16 protein-coding genes are annotated in these 18,539 nt (G+C 71.7%); 3 read left to right on the forward strand and 13 right to left on the reverse strand.

Translation table 11 applies throughout. The annotated features are described in order from the left end of the window. Positions 1-7: 7 nt before the first annotated feature. The 3 genes from AB0K60_RS12550 (at position 8) to AB0K60_RS12560 (ending at position 4,471) form a co-directional block, all read left to right on the forward strand. A complete protein-coding gene (locus AB0K60_RS12550) occupies positions 8-2,098 on the forward strand; it encodes an iron ABC transporter permease (protein ID WP_364052332.1) in 2,091 nt (696 codons plus the stop codon). 173 nt (positions 2,099-2,271) lie between these two features. Next, entirely contained in the window at positions 2,272-3,453 is a 1,182-nt protein-coding gene (locus tag AB0K60_RS12555; protein WP_364052335.1) for a cytochrome P450, read from the forward strand. 151 nt (positions 3,454-3,604) lie between these two features. After that, positions 3,605-4,471: an aldo/keto reductase family oxidoreductase gene (locus AB0K60_RS12560; RefSeq protein WP_364052338.1), complete on the forward strand. Its 867-nt coding sequence runs from the start codon at positions 3,605-3,607 to the stop codon at positions 4,469-4,471. A gap of 44 nt (positions 4,472-4,515) precedes the next feature. Here the strand turns inward: AB0K60_RS12560 and AB0K60_RS12565 are convergent, their stop codons facing one another. From AB0K60_RS12565 to AB0K60_RS12625, 13 genes are all read right to left on the reverse strand, one after another. After that, positions 4,516-5,553: an enoyl-CoA hydratase/isomerase family protein gene (locus tag AB0K60_RS12565; protein WP_364052341.1), complete on the reverse strand. Its 1,038-nt coding sequence runs from the start codon at positions 5,551-5,553 to the stop codon at positions 4,516-4,518. Continuing rightward, positions 5,546-7,048, reverse strand: coding sequence for a CoA-acylating methylmalonate-semialdehyde dehydrogenase (locus AB0K60_RS12570; RefSeq protein ID WP_364053460.1), 1,503 nt, complete (start codon positions 7,046-7,048; stop codon positions 5,546-5,548). Before AB0K60_RS12570 ends, AB0K60_RS12565 begins: the two co-directional genes overlap by 8 nt. Positions 7,049-7,118: 70 nt before the next feature. Then, positions 7,119-8,279: an iron-containing alcohol dehydrogenase gene (locus AB0K60_RS12575; RefSeq protein ID WP_364052344.1), complete on the reverse strand. Its 1,161-nt coding sequence runs from the start codon at positions 8,277-8,279 to the stop codon at positions 7,119-7,121. 80 nt (positions 8,280-8,359) lie between these two features. Then, positions 8,360-8,998 carry a flavin reductase family protein gene (locus AB0K60_RS12580; RefSeq protein ID WP_364052347.1) on the reverse strand — a complete coding sequence of 213 codons (639 nt, stop codon included), beginning with the start codon at positions 8,996-8,998 and terminating at the stop codon, positions 8,360-8,362. A gap of 4 nt (positions 8,999-9,002) precedes the next feature. Continuing rightward, positions 9,003-9,713, reverse strand: a complete 711-nt coding sequence (locus AB0K60_RS12585) for a hypothetical protein (RefSeq protein ID WP_364052350.1) — start codon at positions 9,711-9,713, stop codon at positions 9,003-9,005. Beyond that, positions 9,710-10,402: a CoA transferase subunit B gene (locus tag AB0K60_RS12590; RefSeq protein ID WP_364052353.1), complete on the reverse strand. Its 693-nt coding sequence runs from the start codon at positions 10,400-10,402 to the stop codon at positions 9,710-9,712. Before AB0K60_RS12590 ends, AB0K60_RS12585 begins: the two co-directional genes overlap by 4 nt. Continuing rightward, positions 10,403-11,128: a CoA transferase subunit A gene (locus AB0K60_RS12595; protein ID WP_364052356.1), complete on the reverse strand. Its 726-nt coding sequence runs from the start codon at positions 11,126-11,128 to the stop codon at positions 10,403-10,405. Positions 11,129-11,130: 2 nt separating this feature from the next. Beyond that, positions 11,131-12,102 carry an MBL fold metallo-hydrolase gene (locus tag AB0K60_RS12600; protein WP_364052359.1) on the reverse strand — a complete coding sequence of 324 codons (972 nt, stop codon included), beginning with the start codon at positions 12,100-12,102 and terminating at the stop codon, positions 11,131-11,133. A gap of 48 nt (positions 12,103-12,150) precedes the next feature. Then, on the reverse strand, positions 12,151-13,194 hold the full coding sequence (locus AB0K60_RS12605; RefSeq protein ID WP_364052362.1) for an ABC transporter permease: 1,044 nt from the start codon (positions 13,192-13,194) through the stop codon (positions 12,151-12,153). Continuing rightward, on the reverse strand, positions 13,191-14,717 hold the full coding sequence (locus AB0K60_RS12610; RefSeq protein ID WP_364052365.1) for a sugar ABC transporter ATP-binding protein: 1,527 nt from the start codon (positions 14,715-14,717) through the stop codon (positions 13,191-13,193). The genes AB0K60_RS12605 and AB0K60_RS12610 overlap by 4 nt, the downstream gene beginning before the upstream one ends. Positions 14,718-14,737: 20 nt before the next feature. Next, positions 14,738-15,916, reverse strand: a complete 1,179-nt coding sequence (locus tag AB0K60_RS12615) for a substrate-binding domain-containing protein (protein WP_364052368.1) — start codon at positions 15,914-15,916, stop codon at positions 14,738-14,740. Between the two features lie 131 nt (positions 15,917-16,047). Then, positions 16,048-17,538: an amidohydrolase family protein gene (locus AB0K60_RS12620; RefSeq protein WP_364052371.1), complete on the reverse strand. Its 1,491-nt coding sequence runs from the start codon at positions 17,536-17,538 to the stop codon at positions 16,048-16,050. Continuing rightward, on the reverse strand, positions 17,535-18,476 hold the full coding sequence (locus tag AB0K60_RS12625) for a fumarylacetoacetate hydrolase family protein (RefSeq protein WP_364052374.1): 942 nt from the start codon (positions 18,474-18,476) through the stop codon (positions 17,535-17,537). The genes AB0K60_RS12620 and AB0K60_RS12625 overlap by 4 nt, the downstream gene beginning before the upstream one ends. Between the last annotated feature and the right edge of the window lie 63 nt (positions 18,477-18,539).

Here is an 18,539-nt window from a genome sequence, read left to right on the forward strand (position 1 = left end):
TTTGACCTTGGACACCCGGATCCACCCGGCCCCGGCCGTACCCGTCACGCCGCTGCGGCGGCTGGGCGCGGCCGGGGTCGTCCTGCTGACGCTCGCCGCCGTCGTCGTGGTCGCCGCCGTGCACCTGACGCAGGGCACCTCGTCGATCGGCGCGCTCGACCTGCTGCGGCTGCCGTTCGGCGGCGGGGACGACGAGGCGGCCCGCGTGCTGATCGCCTCGCGGATGCCCCGGATGCTCGCCGGCGCCGCCGTCGGCGTCGCGCTCGGCGTGGCGGGCGCGCTGCTGCAGTCGATCGCGCGCAACCCGATGGCCTCGCCCGACACGCTCGCGGTCAGCTCGGGGGCGTACCTGGCGGTCGCGGCGGCGGCCGCGTTCGGCTTCACGCTGCCGCTCGCGCTGTCGGGGCTGCTGGCGCTGATCGGCGGGCTCGCCGCCGCCGCGCTCGTGCTGGCGCTCGCCGCCGGCGGCCGGATCGGCACCACGCGGCTGATCCTCGCCGGGTCGGCGACCTCGCTCGCGCTGCACTCGCTCACCAACCTGCTGATGATCCTGTTCGAGGAGGAGACGACCGGGCTGTTCGCCTGGGGCAGTGGCTCGCTGGTGCAAAGCGACCTGGAGGCCGTCACGCGGCTGGGGCCGCTCATCCTGGTCGCGCTTGGCCTGGGCATGCTCGCCGGGCCCCGGCTCGACATCCTCGGCCTCGGCGACGACACCGCCACCGTGCTCGGCGTACGCGTGCGGCGGCTGCGGCTCGCCGCCACGCTCCTCGCCGTCGTGCTCGCGGCGGCGGCGGTGACCGTCGCCGGGCCGATCGGGTTCGTCGGCCTGTGCGCGCCGGTGATCGTGCGGCTGCTGCCGTCCTCGATCCCGGGCGTGCACCGGCACCGGACGATGCTGCCGCTCGCCGGGCTGGTCGGCGTGCTCATCGTGCTCGGCTCCGACATCGCGCTGCGGGCCCTGCTGGGCGGGCAGGCCGGGGTCGAGGTGCCGCCCGGGGCGGTGACGACCGTGCTGGGCGCGGGGGTGATGATCTGGCTGGCGCGGCGCTACCGCGACGCGGGGCCGACGCGGCAGCCGCCGATCGTGCGGTTCCGGGCCGCCCGGTCGCGTGCCGCGTTCCTGGTCGTCGTCGCCGTGTCGGCCGCGCTGCTGGGGGGCGCGATCTTTCTGGGGATGCTCGGGGGCGACACCTGGGTGCTCGGCGGGGACCTGGCCAACTGGCTGAGCGGGCGGACCGGGCGCGCCCTCACCTACGTGCTCGACCAGCGGTATCCGCGGGTGCTCGCGGCGGTGCTCGCCGGGGCGGCGCTGGCTGTGGCGGGCACCGCCGTACAGGCGGTGTGCCGCAATCCGCTCGCCGAGCCCGGCGTGCTCGGCGTCACCGCCGGGGCCGGGGTGGGCGCGATCTCGCTGCTCGCGCTGGTCCCGCTGGCCGGGATCTGGTCGATGACGGCCGTGGCGATGGCCGGGGCGCTGGCCGCGGGGGCGCTGGTCTACCTGCTGTCGTGGCGCGGGGGGCTGAGCTCGGACCGGCTGGTGCTGGTCGGCGTCGGGGTGCAGGCGGCGTGCACGGCGATCACCGTGGTGATCATCGTGAAGGCCGACCCGTGGAACACCGCGATGGCGCTGACCTGGCTGTCCGGGTCCACCTACAACCGGCTTGCGGTGCAGCTCATCCCGGTCGCGGCCGCGCTGGTCCTGGTCGTCCCGCTGCTGACCTGGCTGCGGCGCGATCTTGACCTGCTCGCCCTCGACGAGGACAGTCCGCGGGTGCTCGGCGTGCCCCTGGAGCCGGTACGGCTCGCCGCCCTCGCCGGCGCGGTCCTGCTCACGGCCACGGCGGTGTCGGCCGTGGGCGTGGTGAGCTTCGTCGGGCTGGTCGCCCCGCACGCGGCGCGCGCCCTCGTCGGCGCCCGGCACTCGCGCGTGCTGCCGGTGGCCGCGCTGCTCGGGGCCGTCCTGGTCAGCCTCGCCGACACGCTCGGGCGTACCGTGATCGCGCCTGCCCAGGTGCCGGCGGGCATCGTCACCGCGCTGCTGGGTACGCCGTACTTCGTGTGGCTGCTGTGGCGCTCCCGGCCGCGGGTCCGGGCGTGAGCATCCGGTGCCGCCGCGGGAACGAAAAGGACCGGAAGGAAATACCGGTTACGGATTGCAGAAAGTCGTTTGGTTTTCGCTCTGCGAGAGGTTCGGCGGCCATATTTGACAGCGAATCGTTCGAATGGAAGTTTCAGAGATGACCTTGCTGTCGGGGCATGAGGGGCAAGCTGATGACGTCTACGCAACCGCGGCTACCATTCGTATGGAATAACCCACTGGAACTGCCGCCGGAATACGCGAAGCTGCGGGAACAGGCGCCGATCACCCGCGTCACGACCGCCGCCGGAGACGAGGCGTGGCTGGTCGTCGCCTATGACCAGGCGCGGCGCCTGTTCGCCGACGACCGGCTGGGGCGGTCCCACCACGACCCGGCGAACGCGCCGAGGATCTCCAACTCGGCGCTGCTCGGCGGGCCGCGCGGCGACTACGCCACCGAGCGCGAGGACCACACGAAAATGCGGCGGCTGCTCACCCCGGCGTTCTCCGCGCGGCGGATGACCGCGATGCGGGGCCACGTCCAGGAACTCGTCGACGGGCTGCTCGACCGGATGGCCGGGCTGGAGCGGCCGGTGGATTTGCACGCGGAGTTCTCGCTCCGGCTTCCCGTGCTGGTGATCTGCGAACTGCTCGGCGTGCCGTACGAGGACCGGGACCGCTTCCGCGCCCTCAGCGTCGACCTCGGCGACTTCAGCGACCCGCACCGGAGCCTGCAGGCGCTGGAGCAGTTCACCGAGTACACCGGCGAGCTGCTGCGCCGCAAGCGCGAGCATCCGGCCGAGGACGTCTACTCGGACCTGGCCGCCGCCGACCTGCCCGACGGGGAGGCCGCGCTGCTGGCGGCCGGGCTGCTGTTCGCCGGGCACGAGACGACCGTCAACCGCATCGACTACGGCGTGCTGACGCTGCTGGCCAACCCGGACCAGCTCGACGCGCTGCTGCGCGACCCCTCGCTGGTCGAGGCCGCGGTGGAGGAGCTGCTGCGGGTGACCGTGCCGGGCCAGGGCAGCGGCGTGACCCGGTACGCGCACGCCGACATCGAGATCGACGGGGTGACGATCCGCCGCGGCGAGGCGGTGCTGCTCTCGCCGCACGTCGCCAACCACGACCCCGCCGTCTTCCCCGACCCGGACCGCTTCGACATCGCCCGCGAGTCCCGCTCCCCGCACATCGCCTTCGGCTACGGCGCGCACTTCTGCCTGGGCGCGAGCCTGGCCCGGGTCGAACTGCAGACGGTTTTCGGCACGCTGTTCCAGCGCTTCCCCACGCTGCGGCTGGCGGTGCCGTTCGAGGAGCTGAGGCGGCGCAACGACCAGTTGACCGGCGGCCTGGAGGCCCTTCCCGTCGCCTGGTAGCGGCAGGGCCGGGGGACTCCCCCACCCCCGGCCTTTTGCACTGTAGTGTAAACTTACACGCTAGTATCAATAGCGCGATCCGGCTGTGGCCGACCCATCGGCTCGATGGGTTCGCACCGACGATCTCCGATCTAGAAAGCAGGTACGCGCTATGAGTGCTGGATCCCTTCCCGGCGGCACATGGACGCTGGGGGATCTGAACGTCACCCGGTTCGGCTACGGGGCCATGCAACTCGCCGGCCCGTGGGTCATGGGCCCTCCGGCCGACCACGACGGGGCGATCGCCGTGCTGCGCGAGGCGGTCGCCCTCGGCATCACCCACATCGACACCAGCGCCGCCTACGGCCCCAACGTGACCAACGAACTGATCCGCGAGGCGCTCCACCCCTACCCCGAGTCGCTGCACATCGTGACGAAGGTGGGCGCGTTCCGCGACGCGCAGGGCGGCTGGCCGCCGGCCAGGGACGCCGAGAGCATCAGGCGGCAGGTGCACACCAACCTCGAAACCCTCGGGCTCGACGTGCTGGACCTGGTCAACCTGCGGATGGGGAACGCCGAGGGACGTCAGCCCGAGTCGGTCGCGGAGGCGTTCGGCACGCTCGTCGAGTTGCAGCGCCAGGGCCTGATCCGGCACCTCGGCATAAGCAACGCGACCGAGGAGCAGATCGCCGAGGCACGGTCGATCGGCACCATCGTCTGCGTGCAGAACCTGTACAACCTCGCCGTACGTCACGATGACGCCCTCATCGACGAGCTGGCCGAGGACGGCATCGCCTTCGTGCCCTTCTTCCCGCTCGGCGGATTCACCCCGTTGCAGTCGGACGCGCTCTCGGCCGTCGCGGCCCGCCTGAACTCGACGCCGTTGTCGGTCGCGCTCGCGTGGCTGCTCCAGCGGTCGCCGAACATCCTGCTCATACCGGGCACCTCGTCGGTCGAGCACCTGCGCGAGAACGTCGCCGGTGCGGCCCTGTCGCTCTCGGCGGACGACGTGGCCGAACTCGACAAGATCGGCGGCTGACCGCGGGCGCGGCCGGTACCGCACCGGCACCGGCCGCGCCCGGCTCACGTCACCGGCGCCTCATCCGCCCAGCGCACCGTCCCGTCCGGCGACATGCCCCGATAGCGGGACTCGCCCCACCTCGGCGACCGGTCCTTGTCCACCAGCGCGGCGCGCACCCCCTCGATGAAGTCGGGGCTGCGGACGACGTACCGGCCGGCCTCCCGTTCCGCGTCCAGGCACTCGCGCAGGGAACGCTGCCTGCCCCACAGGAGCAGGTCCAGCGTCAGATCGAGACTCTGCGGAGACATGCTCTCCAGCGCCTTGCGCGTCTGGCACGCCCAGTCGCCGGTGTCGTTCCCCAGGCGGCGAAAGACCCCCGCCACGTCCGACGCGGTGAACGCCAGATCGATGTGACCGCGGTGCCGGGCGAGCGCGGACCCTCGCGCCGGCACCGACGCCAGGTCGCGCAGGACCGCGTCGACCGGCCGGGGGTCCTCGGCGAGCAGCCTCAGCAGGGCGGGCAGGTTCCAGGACGCGACGTGATGGGTCGCCAGGCCGATCCCCAGGGCGTCGGCGGCGCCGAGGCGAGCGCCCGTCAGGGCGAGGTAGGCCCCGACGCCGCCGGGCAGGCGCGACAGGAAGTGCGAGGCCCCGACGTCGGGGAAGAAGCCGATGGCGGTCTCCGGCATGGCCAGGATCGCGCGCTCGGTCACCACGCGGAACGGCCCGTGCACCGACAACCCCAGGCCGCCGCCCATGCACACCCCGTCGATGACCGCCACGACCGGCATCGGGTACGCGGCCAGCATCTCGTTGACCCGGTACTCGGTGGCGAAGAACTCCTCGCTCGCCTCGAGGTCGCCGTCCAGGGTGTTCTGGCGGATGCGCCGGATGTCGCCTCCCGCGCAGAACACCCCAGCGGTGGAGCTCTCGATCGTGATCGCGCGCAGCGGCTCCGCGCGCCAGTTCTCCAGCAGCTCGCGCACGCGCCGGATCATCGGCAGGTCGAGGGCGTTGAGCGCGCGAGGTCGGTCGAGCAGGATCCGGGCGACGCCGCCCTCCCGCAGAGCCCGTACGCCGACGGGCGACGGCTCAGCCATGCGTCGGCATCGCGAAATCGGTGGTGATCGCCGCGTCGCCGGGCCACCGGACCGTGACGGCCTTGCCGCGCGTGTAGAACCGCACGCCCTCCGGTCCGTGCACGTGGTGGTCGCCGAACAGCGACCGCTTCCAGCCGCCGAAGGAGTGGAACGCCATCGGCGCGGGGATGGGCACGTTCACGCCCACCATGCCCGCCCTGACCTTCGAGACGAAGGTCCGCGCGGTGTTGCCGTCCCGGGTGAAGATCGCCGTCCCGTTGCCGAACTCGTGCTCGTTCACCAGCGTCAGCGCCTGCGCGAACGTCTCCGCCCGGACGATCGACAACACGGGCCCGAAGATCTCCTCCCGGTACACGCGCATGCCGGGGCCGACGTGGTCGAGCAGCGAGCCGCCGACGAAGAAGCCCTCGTCGCCCTCGGGCCTGCCGCCCTCCTTGCGCCCGTCGACGACGATCTCGGCGCCCTCCTCGGCCGCGACGTCCAGGTAGCCGAGCACCTTGGCGCGGTGGTCACCGGTGACCAGCGGCCCCATCTCGACCCCCTCGCGCATCCCGTCGCCCACCTTGAGCTCGGCGAGCGCGGCGACGAGCTTGCGGCGCAGCCGGTCGGCGGTGTCCTCGCCGACCGGCACCACGACCGAGATCGCCATGCAGCGCTCCCCCGCCGAACCGTAGGCCGCGCCCATGAGGGCGCCGACCGCCTGGTCGAGGTCGGCGTCGGGCATGACCACCATGTGGTTCTTGGCGCCGCCGAGCGCCTGGACGCGCTTGCCGTACGAGGCGGCGGTCGTGTGGACGTACTCGGCGACCGGGGTGGAGCCGACGAAGCTGATCGCCTCCACGTCGGGGTGTCGCAGCAGGGCGTCGACCGCGACCTTGTCGCCGTTGACGACGTTGAACACCCCGTCGGGGAGGCCGGCCTCCTTGAGGAGCCGGGCGAGCTCGATGCCGAGCGTCGGATCCTTCTCCGACGGCTTCAGCACGAAGGTGTTCCCGGTCGCGATCGCGATCGGGAACATCCACATCGGCACCATGGCCGGGAAGTTGAACGGGGTGATGCCGGCGACGACCCCGAGCGGCTGCCGCAGGGTCGTGGCGTCCACGCCGCGCCCGACCGCCTCGGAGAACTCCCCCTTGAGCAGCTGCGGCACGCCGCAGGCGAACTCCACCACCTCCAGCCCGCGCGTCACCTCCCCTCGGGCGTCGTCGAAGACCTTGCCGTGCTCGGCGGTGATGATCGCGGCCAGCCGGTCGCGGTGCCGTTCGACCAGGTCCCGGAAGCGGAACAGCACCCTGGCGCGGACGTGCGGCGGGGTCGCGGACCAGTCCTCGAAGGCGGCCAGGGCCGCGGCGACGGCGGCGTCCACCTCCTCGGGGGTGGCCAGCGCCACCCTGCCGGTCACCTTGCCCGTGGCCGGGTTGTACACCTCGCCGCGCCGGTCGTGGGCCGGGGCGGTCTCGGCTCCGTTGATCCAGTGGTTGATCGAGTGGTTGATCCAGTGGTCGATGAGCGCCGGAGCGGCGTTGCCCGCGGTGGTCGGGGCGTTGGTCATGGTCGCGTCCTGTTCAGCGGAAGATGTCGGTGTAGATCGCGGCGATGTCGTCGGGCGACGGTACGCGGGGATTGTTGGCCGGGGAGCCGGAGGCGATGGCCTGCTCCACCATCGTGGGGATCTTCGCCTTCCATTCGCCCTCGTCGATGCCGAACGCCTCGGGGGTGGGGACGGCGAGGTCGTGGCAGAGCGTCTCGAGCTCGGCGACCAGCTTGCGGGCCGCGCGGGCGTCGTCGTCGGCGGCGGAGGCGCACCCCAGGGCGCGGGCGCAGTCGGCGTAGCGGGACTCGGCGGCGGCGACGGAGAACCGGGTCACGGCGGGGAACAGCATCGCGTTCGACAGGCCGTGGGCCACGTGGAAGTGGGCGCCGATGGGGCGGCTCATGCCGTGCACCAGCGCGACGCTGGAGTTGGAGAACGCGATGCCCGCCTGGGTGGCGGCCAGCATCATCGCCGCACGGGCCGCGAGGTCGGCGCCGTCGGCGTACACGCGGCGCAGGTTCCCGCCGATGGAGCCGATGGCGGTCAGGCAGTGGCCGTCGGAGAAGCCGTTCGCCTTGCGGCTCACGTACGCCTCCACCGCGTGGGTCAGGGCGTCGACGCCGGTGTCCGCCGTGAGCCGCGCCGGCATGGACACCGTCAGCTCGTAGTCGATGATCGCCGCCGTCGGCAGGAACGCCGGTCCCGTGCACAGCATCTTCTCGTCGGAGAGGCTGTCGGTGATGATGGTGAACTGCGTCGCCTCCGAGCCGCTGCCCGCCGTCGTCGGGATGGCGACGATGGGCAGGGCCGGCCCGTCGTTGCGCTTGGGGGCCTTGTGGTCGCGCATGGTCCCGCCCTGCACGGCGAGCAGGGCCAGGGCCTTGGCGGTGTCCATGGGGCTGCCTCCCCCGAACCCGATCAGAAGGTCGGCGCCGTGCTCCTCGACGGCCCGCAGCCCTCCGGTCAGGGACTCGGTGGTCGGGTCGGGAACCGTTCCCGACCACACCGCCGGGCGGAGGCCGGCCCGGGTCATCAGGTCCATCAGCTCGTCGGCCGACCCGTTCCCCCGCAGGAACCCGTCGGTGACGAGCAGCGGCCGGACGGCTCCGAGACCGGCGACGACCTCGGCGAGGCGATGTCGCGCGCCGCCTCCGATCAGCATCTGGCGGGGCTGGGCGATGGTGGCTACCACGATGACGCTCCTAGGTGGATCTGCGGCCCGCCCCGGCCACGATCGGCGAGGCCGCGAAGGCGGGCGAGGAGGACGACCGGTCAGGCGCCGTCACGTTCGGTGTAGAGGGTGTGCTGCAACTCGCGGAACGTGGTCACCTCGCCGATCCCGGCGTAGCGCGGACCGGCCACACGTCCCAGGGGCTGAAGGGCGACGGTGTCGATCTTCCCGTTGTGGAGGAGCCCTTCCTTCACATGGATGACCTTGACCTCGCCGACGATGAGCTCGGTCTTGGCCCTGCCGAACTCGATCGCCTGCACGAACTCGCACTCCATCGCGATCGGCACGCCGTCCAGGCGCGGCACGTCGACCGCGACGCCGGGGATCGTGCCGAACCCGAGTTTCTCGACCTCGCTCACCTCGCTCGGCAGCTCCTCCGCGCTCAGGTGGACCGACTCGGCCTGGGAGACGTGCGGGGCGTTCACCACGAACTGGCCGGTGCGCTTGATGTTGCGGGCCGTGTCCTTCGGTTCGGCGCCTCTGCGCCCGATGGAGACGCCGATCATGGCGGGATCGTTGGCCAGGATCATGTAGGCGCTGAACGGCGCGAGGTTGACGCCGCCGTCCTCGCCGCGGGTGGTGATCCAGGCGATCGGGCGCGGCACGACGATGCCGGTCAGCAGCCGGTACACCTGGCGTTCGGACAGGCCCTCGGTGGCCAGGGATTCGTAGTCGGTCATCGGATCAGCCCGCGCTCAGGACGCTGACGTGGTTGGCGACCGCCAGGCCGCCCATGTTGTGCACCGCGGCGACGCTCGCGTCCGGCACCTGCATGTCGCCGGCCGTGCCGGTCAGCTGCATCGCGGCGAGGACGTGCTGGCTGACGCCGGTCGCCCCGACCGGGTGCCCCTTCGACTTCAGTCCGCCCGACGGGTTCACCGGCAGGCCGCCGTCCCGGTACACGGTGCCGTCGTCGAGCAGCGTCCTGCCCTTGCCCGCCGGGGCCAGGCCGAGGGTCTCGTACAGCACGAGCTCGGCGATGGTGAAGCAGTCGTGGACCTCCAGGAAGGACAGGTCCGCGAGCTCCACCCCCGCCATGTCCAGCGCCCGCCGCCAGGCCAGCGCGCCCGCGGCGAACGCGAGCGGGTCGCGCTTGGCGGCGGGGAAGTGATCGGTGGCGTGGCCGACGCCGAGGAAGCGCACCGCGCCGTGCCTCGTCGCCGGCGGGGTCGGGCCCGCGCTCAGCACCAGGGCCGCGCCGAAGGTGAGCGGGTGCATGCCGCCGTTGTAGTGGCTGTAGTAGATCGCGTCGATGTCCGACGGCTCGATCTCCGCCGAGGTCAGCGCCTCGCGGGTCACCTCGACGACGAGCTCCTCCAGCGTGGCGGGCAGCTTCCCGAACCGCGAGTGCGCCCAGCCGGTGATGTGGACGTCCAGGGACGGCGATTGCCTCATGAGACCGTTTCCTTCTGCTCGGCTTCCTTAATGTCGGCTTCCTTTTTCTCAAGGACGTATGGCGCGACGCGGAACGGCGCCGCGGTGAGACGTCGCAGCTCTTCGAACTCGACCCCGGGCGCGACCGCGGTGAGCAGCAGCCCGTCCTCGTCGACGGTGAAGTCGGCGCGGTCGGTGATGACGCGATCCACGACGCGTCGCCCGGTGAGCGGCAACGTGCACTCCTCGACGATCTTCGGAGTGCCGTCCTTGGCGACGTGGGTGGTGAGGACCAGGAGCCTGCGGGCGCCGACCGCGAGGTCCATCGCCCCGCCCATTCCCTTGATGAGCCTGCCGGGGATGGTCCAGTTGGCGAGGTCGCCCGCCGCCGACACCTGCATCGCGCCGAGGATGGCGACGTCGATGTGGCCGCCGCGGATCATGCCGAAGGAGGCGGCGGAGTCGAAGAAGCTCGCGCCCGGCACGGCGGTGATCGTCTGCTTGCCCGCGTTGATCAGGTCGGCGTCCTCCTCCCCCTCCCACGGGAAGGGGCCCATGCCCAGCAGGCCGTTCTCGCTGTGCAGCATCACCGTCACGCCGACCGGCACGTGATCGACGACCAACGTCGGTATGCCGATCCCCAGATTGACGTACGCGCCGTCGAAGAGCTCCCGTGCCGCCCTCGCGGCGATCTCATCACGTGTCCACATCTATGCGCTCCGCTCTTGAATCGGCCGTACGCGCACGGTCCGATACTCGATCTCCGGGGGACGCGGAGCCGCCTGGACCACGTAATCGACGAAGATCCCGGGCGTGCCGACGATGTCGGGGTCCAGGTACTCCGGCTCGCAGCGGTCGACCTCGGCGAACGTCACCCTCCCGGCCGTGGCGACGAGCGGGTTGAAGTTGCGCGCGGTCTTCCGGTAGACGAGGTTGCCCGCGGGGTCCGCCCGATGGGCCTTCACCAGCGCGATGTCGGCGACGATGCCCCGCTCCAGGATGTAGGTCTCGCCGTCGAACTCCGCGTGCGGCTTGCCCTCGGCCACGACGGTGCCGACGCCGGTGCGCGTGTAGAACCCGGCGATGCCCGCCCCGCCCGCGCGCATCCGCTCGGCGAGCGTGCCCTGGGGCACGAACTCGATGTCGAGCTCGCCGGCGAGGTACCGGCGGGCGACGGCGGTGTTCTCGCCCACGTACGAGGCGATCATCTTGACCACCTGGCCGCTCTCGACGAGCAGCCCCAGTCCCTTGCCGTTCGTGCCCACGTTGTTGGCGATGACGGTGAGGTTGCCGACCCCGGACTCGTGGACCGCCTCGATCAGCCCGAACGGGCTGCCGCTGAGGCCGAAGCCGCCCACCATGATCGTGGCGCCGTCGGTCAGCACCTCGCGGAGCGGGCCGACGACCGAGTCGCGAATCTTTCCCGTGCCGTTCACGGTCACACCTTCGTGTGCAGCGGCGCGCCGAGCCAGGTCAGGGCGTCCTTGAACGCGCCGGCCCGGTTCGCCCGCTCGCCGGCGTGCTCGGCGTACGCGCTGTGCACGTTCAGCACGAAACGCTCCGGATCGAGGAGGTCGGCGAACTCGCCGAGGTCGGTGGTCCGCGCCACCTCCAGCGGCGTCAGCCCCGCCGCCATGCCCTTCGCGGCGGCGGCCACGACGAACTCGTAGTACCTGCGGTGCTCGTCGAGGACGTCGGCGATGCGGGCGCGCTCGATCACCTCCCCGTGGCCGGGCACGATCGTCTCGGCGTCGAACGAGGCGATCCAGTCGAGGACCCGGATCGCTCCGCTCGGCGCGCCGGCCAGCAGCATCGGGGTGTGCCCCGGGAACAGCAGGTCCCCGGCGAACAGCACTCGGACGTCGGGCACCCAGACGATGACATCCCCGTAGGTGTGCGCGGCGTAGCCGGGGTGCAGCAGCTCCGCGTGCCGGTCGCCGAGGTGCACCGACACGTCGGACTGGATCGTCAGCGTCGGGACCCGCGGGGTCAGGTCGCCGAAGTCGGGGGTGGGCGTCCAGTAGGGCGGGAAGGCCAGCAGCGTCCTGTCGGCCAGCAGCGACTCGCGCATCTGGTGGTGCCCGATGAGGCACGTCTCCTCGGGGAGCAGCGAGTTTCCGAAGGTGTGGTCGCCGTGGTGGTGGGTGTTCACCGCGTACCGCAGCGGCCTGCCCGCACTGACGCCGGCGACCTCGGCCAGCAGCTCCCGGGTGCGGCGTTCGGTGGTGCACGTGTCGACGAGCAGCATGGACTGGTCACCGGCGACCAACCCGGCGTTGTTGATCCACCAGGTTCCGTCCCGCTGGATCCACGCGTAGACGCCCTCGGCCACCTCGATGAACCTGCCCGGCTCCGGCCCGGCCGGGGCGCCCGGCTGCTCGTCGGTCGCGGTCCTGTTGCCGCTCTCCATGAAATCTCCTTCGTTAATGGTGGTTGTGTACGCGGTGATCCGCGTGGCTTAGCGGGCGGCTCGGAGCCGGCGTTTGGCCAGCACCGCGGCGGCCGTGACGGCGATCACGACGGCCGCGCCGTTGAAGGTGGGCTCCACCCAGTCCTCGGCGCCGGCGAGCGTCAGGCCGTTGATGCTGATCGCCACGAAGAACACGCCGACGATGGTCCCGATCACGGTGAAGCGTCCCGGCCGGATCGTCGTCGATCCGAGGAAGATGGCGGCCAGCGCGGGCAGGGTGTAGCCCGCGCCGAATCCGGCGGAGGCGCTGCCGGTGCGGGCCAGCAGCAGCACGCCCGCCAGTCCGGCGAGGGTGCCCGAGCAGACGAACGCGATCATGATGGTGCGCTGCACGGGCATGCCGACGAGCCGCGAGGCGGCCTCGTTCGAGCCGATGGACAGCAGCCGCCGCCCGAAGACGGTCAGGCCCAGCAGCGCCGACACCCCGAGCGCGACCAGGACGAACAGCCACACCGGCCGGGGCAGCCCGAGCCAGGACTCGTTGCCGAAGTCGAGCAGGGGCTGCGGGATGCCGAGGATGCTCGTGTAACCGGTCAGGTAGGCGCCGACCCCGGTCAGCAGCGTGGACATGCCCAGGGTGATGACCATGGAGTTGGCGTCGTAGTAGGCGATGACGAACCCGCTGATCAGCCCGAGGAGGGCGCCGACGAGTACGCCGCAGACGACGCCGACGACGAGCGGCGCGTGCCACTCGACCAGCAGCTTGGCGCTGCAGATGGAGCTGGTCGCCACCACCGAGCCGACCGACAGGTCGAACCGGAAGGCGACCAGCGGGATCAGCACCGCCATCGCGGCGATGACCAGGATCGACTCGTTCGCGGCGATAGTGCGGATGTTCGACGCCGTCGGGAAGACGCCTGCGGTCGCCGGCCAGAAGGTGAAGAACAGGGCCACGCCGATCAGGACGATCACCAGTCCGAAGCGCTCCAGCAGCGCGAGCGACCGCCCCAGACGGGACTCGCCGCCCGCGGCGGACCCGCGGGAGGGCGTGATCTGCGATGTCGTCGGCGACACGCCGTCGGTCAACGTCATTTCTTCTCCTGTGCGGCATCGAACATGCGGGTCGTCACCCAGCCGCGGGTGATCCGTGTGTGATCCGAGGTCTCGACGATCCGTCCGTTGCTCATCACCACCACCCGGTCGGCCAGATGGAGCAGCTCGTCAAGGTCGGAGGTGACGAGCAGCACCGACGCGCCGGACTCGACCGCGCTCTCGATCTGGGCGTAGATCTCCGCCCGTGCCCCGACGTCGACCCCCTGCGTCGGCTCGTCGAGCAGCAGCAGGGCCGGGCGCAGCCGCAGCCAGCGCGCCACCACGGCCTTCTGCTGGTTGCCGCCCGACAGGTGGGCGAACGGCGCCCGCGTCCCCGGGGTCCGGACCGAGAACCTGGCGATGTCCTCCTCCGCCGCCTTCAGCTCCAGCCGGCGACGCAGCCAGCCCCGGCGGTAGAGCGGCAGGCTGGCCGCGGACATGTTCATGTCCAGCCCGAGGTCGGGGAAGGCGCTCGATCCGGCCCGGTCCTCGGGCACGTAGGCGACCCCGGCCGCGATCGCCTCCGTCATCGCCCCGGGCTTGAGCCGCCTGCCCTTCACCACGACGCGTCCGGACAGCGGCCGGTGGACGCCGAAGACGGTCTCCAGCAGGGACGTCCGGCCGCTGCCGACGAGCCCGGCGACGGCGACGATCTCGCCGCGGTGGACCTCCAGGGAGACGTCGCGCAGCGGCCCGCCGGTCAGCCCCTCGACCTGGAGGACCACCTCGGGGTCGATGGGCCGGGAGGCACGCTCGGCGGCCAGTTCGCGATGCGAGCCGACGATCATCGCGGTCAGGTCCTGGCGGGTGAGCCCGGCGGCGGGCCCGGTCCGCACGTGCCGTCCGTCGCGCAGCACCGTCACGGTGTCGGCGTGTTCGAGGACCTCGTCCAGGCGGTGGGAGACGTAGAGGATGCTCTGCCCGTCGCGTACGTAGCGATCGAGGCGGCCCAGCAGCTCGTCCACCTCCGCCTGCGGGAGCCTGGCGGTCGGCTCGTCCAGCACCAGCAGCGCGACCCCGCCGTCCGCCTGGTCGAACAGGCACCGCGCGATGGCGATCAGCGTGTGTTCCGCGGGGCGCAGCCGGGACAGCGGACGCCGTACGTCGATGTCGATGCCGAGCCGGTCGAGGCACGCCTGGGCCTCGCGGCGCAGCGCGGTCCAGGAGATGGCGCCGCCCGTCCGCGGATAGGGACGGCCGACGAACATGTTCTCGGCCACCGACATCGTCCCGAAGAGGCCGAGGTCCTGGTGGACGAAGCGGATGCCCGAGGCGTGCGACCACGCCGGGGTGACCGAGTCCGCCGGGACGGACGTGCCGCGCACGGTGATCGTGCCGGAGCCGGCCTGGTGGACGCCGGCGAGCGTCTTGATCAGCGTCGACTTGCCGCAGCCGTTCCCGCCGACCAGGGCGTGGAAGCTGCCCGGCGCCACGTCGAACGACACGTCGTCGAGGGCCCGTACGCCGGGGAACGACTTGCGCACCCGGTCGATGCTCAGCACCGGCGCCGGTGGAGAAGGCACGGTCCGCATGGCCGCCCCCGTCACGACTTGACCCCCCAGATCCGGCGGTAGTTCTCCTTGTAGCTCGGGGTGTCGGGGTTTCCGTCGTACAGGTCGGCGGGGGGCAGGTGGTCGGCGTCCATGGCGCCGAACCCGAACCCGGGGTCCACCTGCTTCTCGCCCGCGAAGAGCCGGTTGAGCCCGTCGGCGGACGCCCAGCCCGCCCACGGCCACGGGCGTCCGAGCGCGAAGGACTGCTCCCCCTTCCTGATCAGCGCGACCGCGCCGGGCACGCCCTCCTGCCCGACCAGGAGGATCTCCCGGCCCTGGGCCCGCACCTGCTGGACGCCCGCGGCGACGCCGACGAGGTTGGTGGCGTCGGTCGGGACCATCACGACGTTCGCGTCGGGGTACTTCTGCAGCGCCGCGCTGGTCTTGGCCTGCATTTTGCCGCCGAGCAGGTCGGCCGCCGTGAACGGGACGGTGTTCACCACGCAGCCGCCGCACTTGGCGAGCGCCGCGACCTCGTCCTCGCCGATGTGCCGGGTGGTGGCCGTGTCGTCCTCCACCATGACCAGGACGTTGGCCTTGCCCTCGGTCTTGGCGATCACCCAGGCGACCAGGGACTCGCTGATCTTGCGGAGGAAGGCCTCGTAGTCGTCGCCGTTCTCGCCGGCGTCCCAGACGATCTTGCCGTCGTACAGCGCCGTGCCGCCCGCGAACTTGTCGTCGCAGTCCACGGCGTTGGCCGCGTAGAGCAGGACGCCGGCCGCCTTGGCGGCCTTGAGGGCGCTCTCCGTCGAGGCGCACTCGGTGCCGAACAGCGCGATGGCGTCCGCCCCGGCCGCGACGGCCGATCTGATCTGGGAGTTGTAGACGGAGGGATCGAGCTTGCCGTCCGCGATCTTCACGTTCCAGCCGAGCTCCTTGCCGGCCTCCTCGAATCCCTTGGCGGGCAGCATGCAGCCCGTCGCCGCGGTCGAGCACACCAGCGCCCAGACGGTCTTGCCCGGGACGGCCTTGGGGCCGTCCTTCGGCAGTTCCCGGTCCGTGCCGGCGAAGTTCTCCTCCGTGAGTTTCTTGGCCGCGGCCAGGACCTGCGGGGACGTGGTGGCGCCGCCCGCGCCGGTCGTCGTGTTCGAGGCGTTGCCGCCGGCGCAGCCGGCCAGCAGGACCGTGCCGAAGGCCGCGGCCATGGCGGCCTTGGAGAAGAACTTCATGGTGTTTCCTTGAGCTGTGGCGCGGATGGGGGGAGTTACGCAGTGCGAAGAGACGGTGCGATCAAGTAAGGGTGCGAACAGATAAGCGTGCGATCAGATCAGGGTGCGAACAGAACGGATAGGGATGTGGTTTAGGCGTCGCGCTCGTCGCGCGCGGGCGTGCCGAGGCGCAGATCGACCCCGCTGTTGGAAAGGTGGTGCTCGGCGGGCGTGCCCATCCAGGAGGGCAGTTCGAGGCGCAGGCCGCCCCTGGCGTGCGCCGACTCGCGGATCCAGTCCCCCGATTCGTCCAGAGCCGCGATCGCCTTGTCCCTGAGCGGGGCGTTGAGGCGGCCGTCCCGCTTGACGACCTCCCCGCCCACCAGGACGGTGTCGACGTCCGCGACGGTCACGTGCATGACGATGGCGTTGATCACGTCGGTGACGGCCCTGAGGCGGGGCGTGTCCGTGCGGATGAAGACCAGGTCGGCGGCCTTTCCGACCTCGATCGAGCCGCAGACGTCGCCGAGTCCGAGCCCTCGGGCGCTGCCGAGCGTCGCGAAGTGCAGGACGTCCTCGGTGCGCAGGGCGACGCTCTCCAGGCCGGACGTCCCGGCCTCCTCGATCACCGGCTGGTGGTAGCGCCCTCGCTCGGAGCCGAGCGTCAGCCGCATGGCGGCGAACAGGTCCGGTCCGTTGTTGGACTGGATGTCGGCTCCCAGCCCCGTCGTGACGCCGGCCTGATCGGCGGCGCGGACGATGAGGTGGCCGATGCCCATGCCCAGCTCGGTCTCCGGGGTCGAGCTCACCGCGCAGCCCGCGTCCGCGAGGATCTTCAGGTCCTCGGCGTCGCTGGTGTTGCAGTGGGCGTGGAGCTGACGCTCCCAGATCAGGCCCGCCTCGTGCCACTGGCGGATGTCCGACGGCTGGCCCCCGGCGCGGTAGCGGGTGTTGGTGTGGGCGTGCACGAGGCCGTCGAGCTCCCGGCCCATCCGGATCTCGTCGGCGATCTGGTCGAACGCCGCCCGTCCCGTCTCGGTGAGCGCGACGCCGAAGCGTACCCGGTCGTCGTCGGAGGGGAAGTGCTCGGCCCGGACCCGGCGCGCGTCCCGGTACCGGCCCTCCGGGGTCGTGAAGTACGGCTCGTCCAGCGGCTGGTTGTAGAAGCCGTAGCACCAGACGCCGCGTATGCCCGATTCGCGGAAGCCGGCGACGCCCGCGTCGGCGTGCTCGGGGGTGAGGATGCAGTGCGAGAAGTCGACCGTCGCGGTGACGCCCGCGTCCAGCATGGCGGCCGCGCCGCCCAGCGTGCCGTTGTACACGTCGATGGGCCGGTGCAGCGCCGAGTGGTTGCGGCGGATGGTCCAGAAGTAGTCGTCGAGGGTGAAGTCCGAGGTGAGGGCCCGCATGGTGGACTGCCAGAGGTGGTGGTGGCCGTCCACCATGCCGGGCATGATCCACGCCCAGGAGACGTCGATCACCTCGGTGCCCGGCGTCGCGTCGAGCCGCTCGCCGATCCGGGTGATGACGCCGTCGCGTACCTCGACGTCGACCCGGCGGACGTCGCGCAGGCGGGGGTCGCCGAGGACGACCTGGGCCCCTCGGTAGAGCGTGGGGCCGGACGCGCGGGGGTTCGCCGTCATGTCCGCCGCCAATCCGCGAGCGGGGCCCCGGGCACGATCCTGCTGGTGATCTCACCGAGCGGCCCGGCCGTCAGGCGGACCTCGTCGCCCGGCTTGAGCCAGCCGCGGAAGTCCTCCTTGGCGGAGGTCTCCAGGAGGCAGCCCGTGGGCACCGTGCCCGCCGCGATCACGTCGCCGGGGTGGAGGTCCACGCTGACCGACGCGTAGGCGACGATCTCCTCGAACGTCCAGTCCATCCCGGTGTAGCGGGCCTCGGGGTCGGTCACCAGATCGCCGTTGACGTACGCGCCGACGGGAATGTCGAGCCCGGACTCGATCCGGACGGACGCCGCCTCCCGCGCGGAGAGGATCCACGGGCCGAGCGAGGTGGCCGCGTCCTTGCCCTTGCCGAGGCCGATCTGCATGGTGCGTTCCTCGGCCTGGAGGTCCCGCGCGCTCCAGTCGCAGAACAGGACGTAGCCGGCGATCGCCTCGCCGGCTTCGGCGGCCGTGAGGTCGCGCCCGGCCTTGCCGATGACGGCGGCGATCTCCAGCTCGAAGTCGAACCACTCGCTGCCCGAGGGGATGGCGATGTCGTCGGTCGCCGACCGCAGGGAGTGGGGGTTGGCGAAGTAGAACCCCGGCCGCTTGTTCCAGACGGGCGGGAGCGGGGCGTGGTCGCCGCGGCTCGCCCGCGTGTTGCGGATGTGCTGGAAGAAGCCGACGCTGTCGCGCACGCTCGCGGGGGTCGGCACCGGGGCGAGCAGCTCCCACCCGTCGGCGGGCGTGGCCTCGCCGTCCGCCTCCGTGGCGTCGTCGCGGCGGAGGGCGTCGAGCGCGTCCGCGAAGCTCCAGCTCGGCGGGAGCAGGGTGAGCTTCTCGTCGCCGGTGAGAAGCGCGAAGCGCGTCGTCGGCGCCTCGCCCGGCTTGTTGCGCTCCTGGGCGCGAACCAGCCTCATGATGATTCCATTTCTACACTCGAGAGAATTTTTACACTGCAATGTAGATACTGCGAGCGGAGG

Origin of the sequence: Thermopolyspora sp. NPDC052614, from assembly GCF_040678635.1 — a bacterium.
Taxonomy (GTDB): Bacteria; Actinomycetota; Actinomycetes; order Streptosporangiales; family Streptosporangiaceae; genus Thermopolyspora.

Bases quoted from the DNA above. Each gene is read 5' to 3' on its own strand.
- AB0K60_RS12555 (WP_364052335.1), top strand. From the start codon at position 2,272: ATGACGTCTACGCAACCGCGGCTACCATTCGTATGGAATAACCCACTG.
- AB0K60_RS12560 (WP_364052338.1), top strand. From the start codon at position 3,605: ATGAGTGCTGGATCCCTTCCCGGCGGCACATGGACGCTGGGGGATCTG.
- AB0K60_RS12565 (WP_364052341.1), bottom strand. From the start codon at position 5,553: ATGGCTGAGCCGTCGCCCGTCGGCGTACGGGCTCTGCGGGAGGGCGGC.
- AB0K60_RS12580 (WP_364052347.1), bottom strand. From the start codon at position 8,998: ATGACCGACTACGAATCCCTGGCCACCGAGGGCCTGTCCGAACGCCAG.
- AB0K60_RS12585 (WP_364052350.1), bottom strand. From the start codon at position 9,713: ATGAGGCAATCGCCGTCCCTGGACGTCCACATCACCGGCTGGGCGCAC.
- AB0K60_RS12590 (WP_364052353.1), bottom strand. From the start codon at position 10,402: ATGTGGACACGTGATGAGATCGCCGCGAGGGCGGCACGGGAGCTCTTC.
- AB0K60_RS12600 (WP_364052359.1), bottom strand. From the start codon at position 12,102: ATGGAGAGCGGCAACAGGACCGCGACCGACGAGCAGCCGGGCGCCCCG.
- AB0K60_RS12605 (WP_364052362.1), bottom strand. From the start codon at position 13,194: ATGACGTTGACCGACGGCGTGTCGCCGACGACATCGCAGATCACGCCC.
- AB0K60_RS12615 (WP_364052368.1), bottom strand. From the start codon at position 15,916: ATGAAGTTCTTCTCCAAGGCCGCCATGGCCGCGGCCTTCGGCACGGTC.
- AB0K60_RS12620 (WP_364052371.1), bottom strand. From the start codon at position 17,538: ATGACGGCGAACCCCCGCGCGTCCGGCCCCACGCTCTACCGAGGGGCC.
- AB0K60_RS12625 (WP_364052374.1), bottom strand. From the start codon at position 18,476: ATGAGGCTGGTTCGCGCCCAGGAGCGCAACAAGCCGGGCGAGGCGCCG.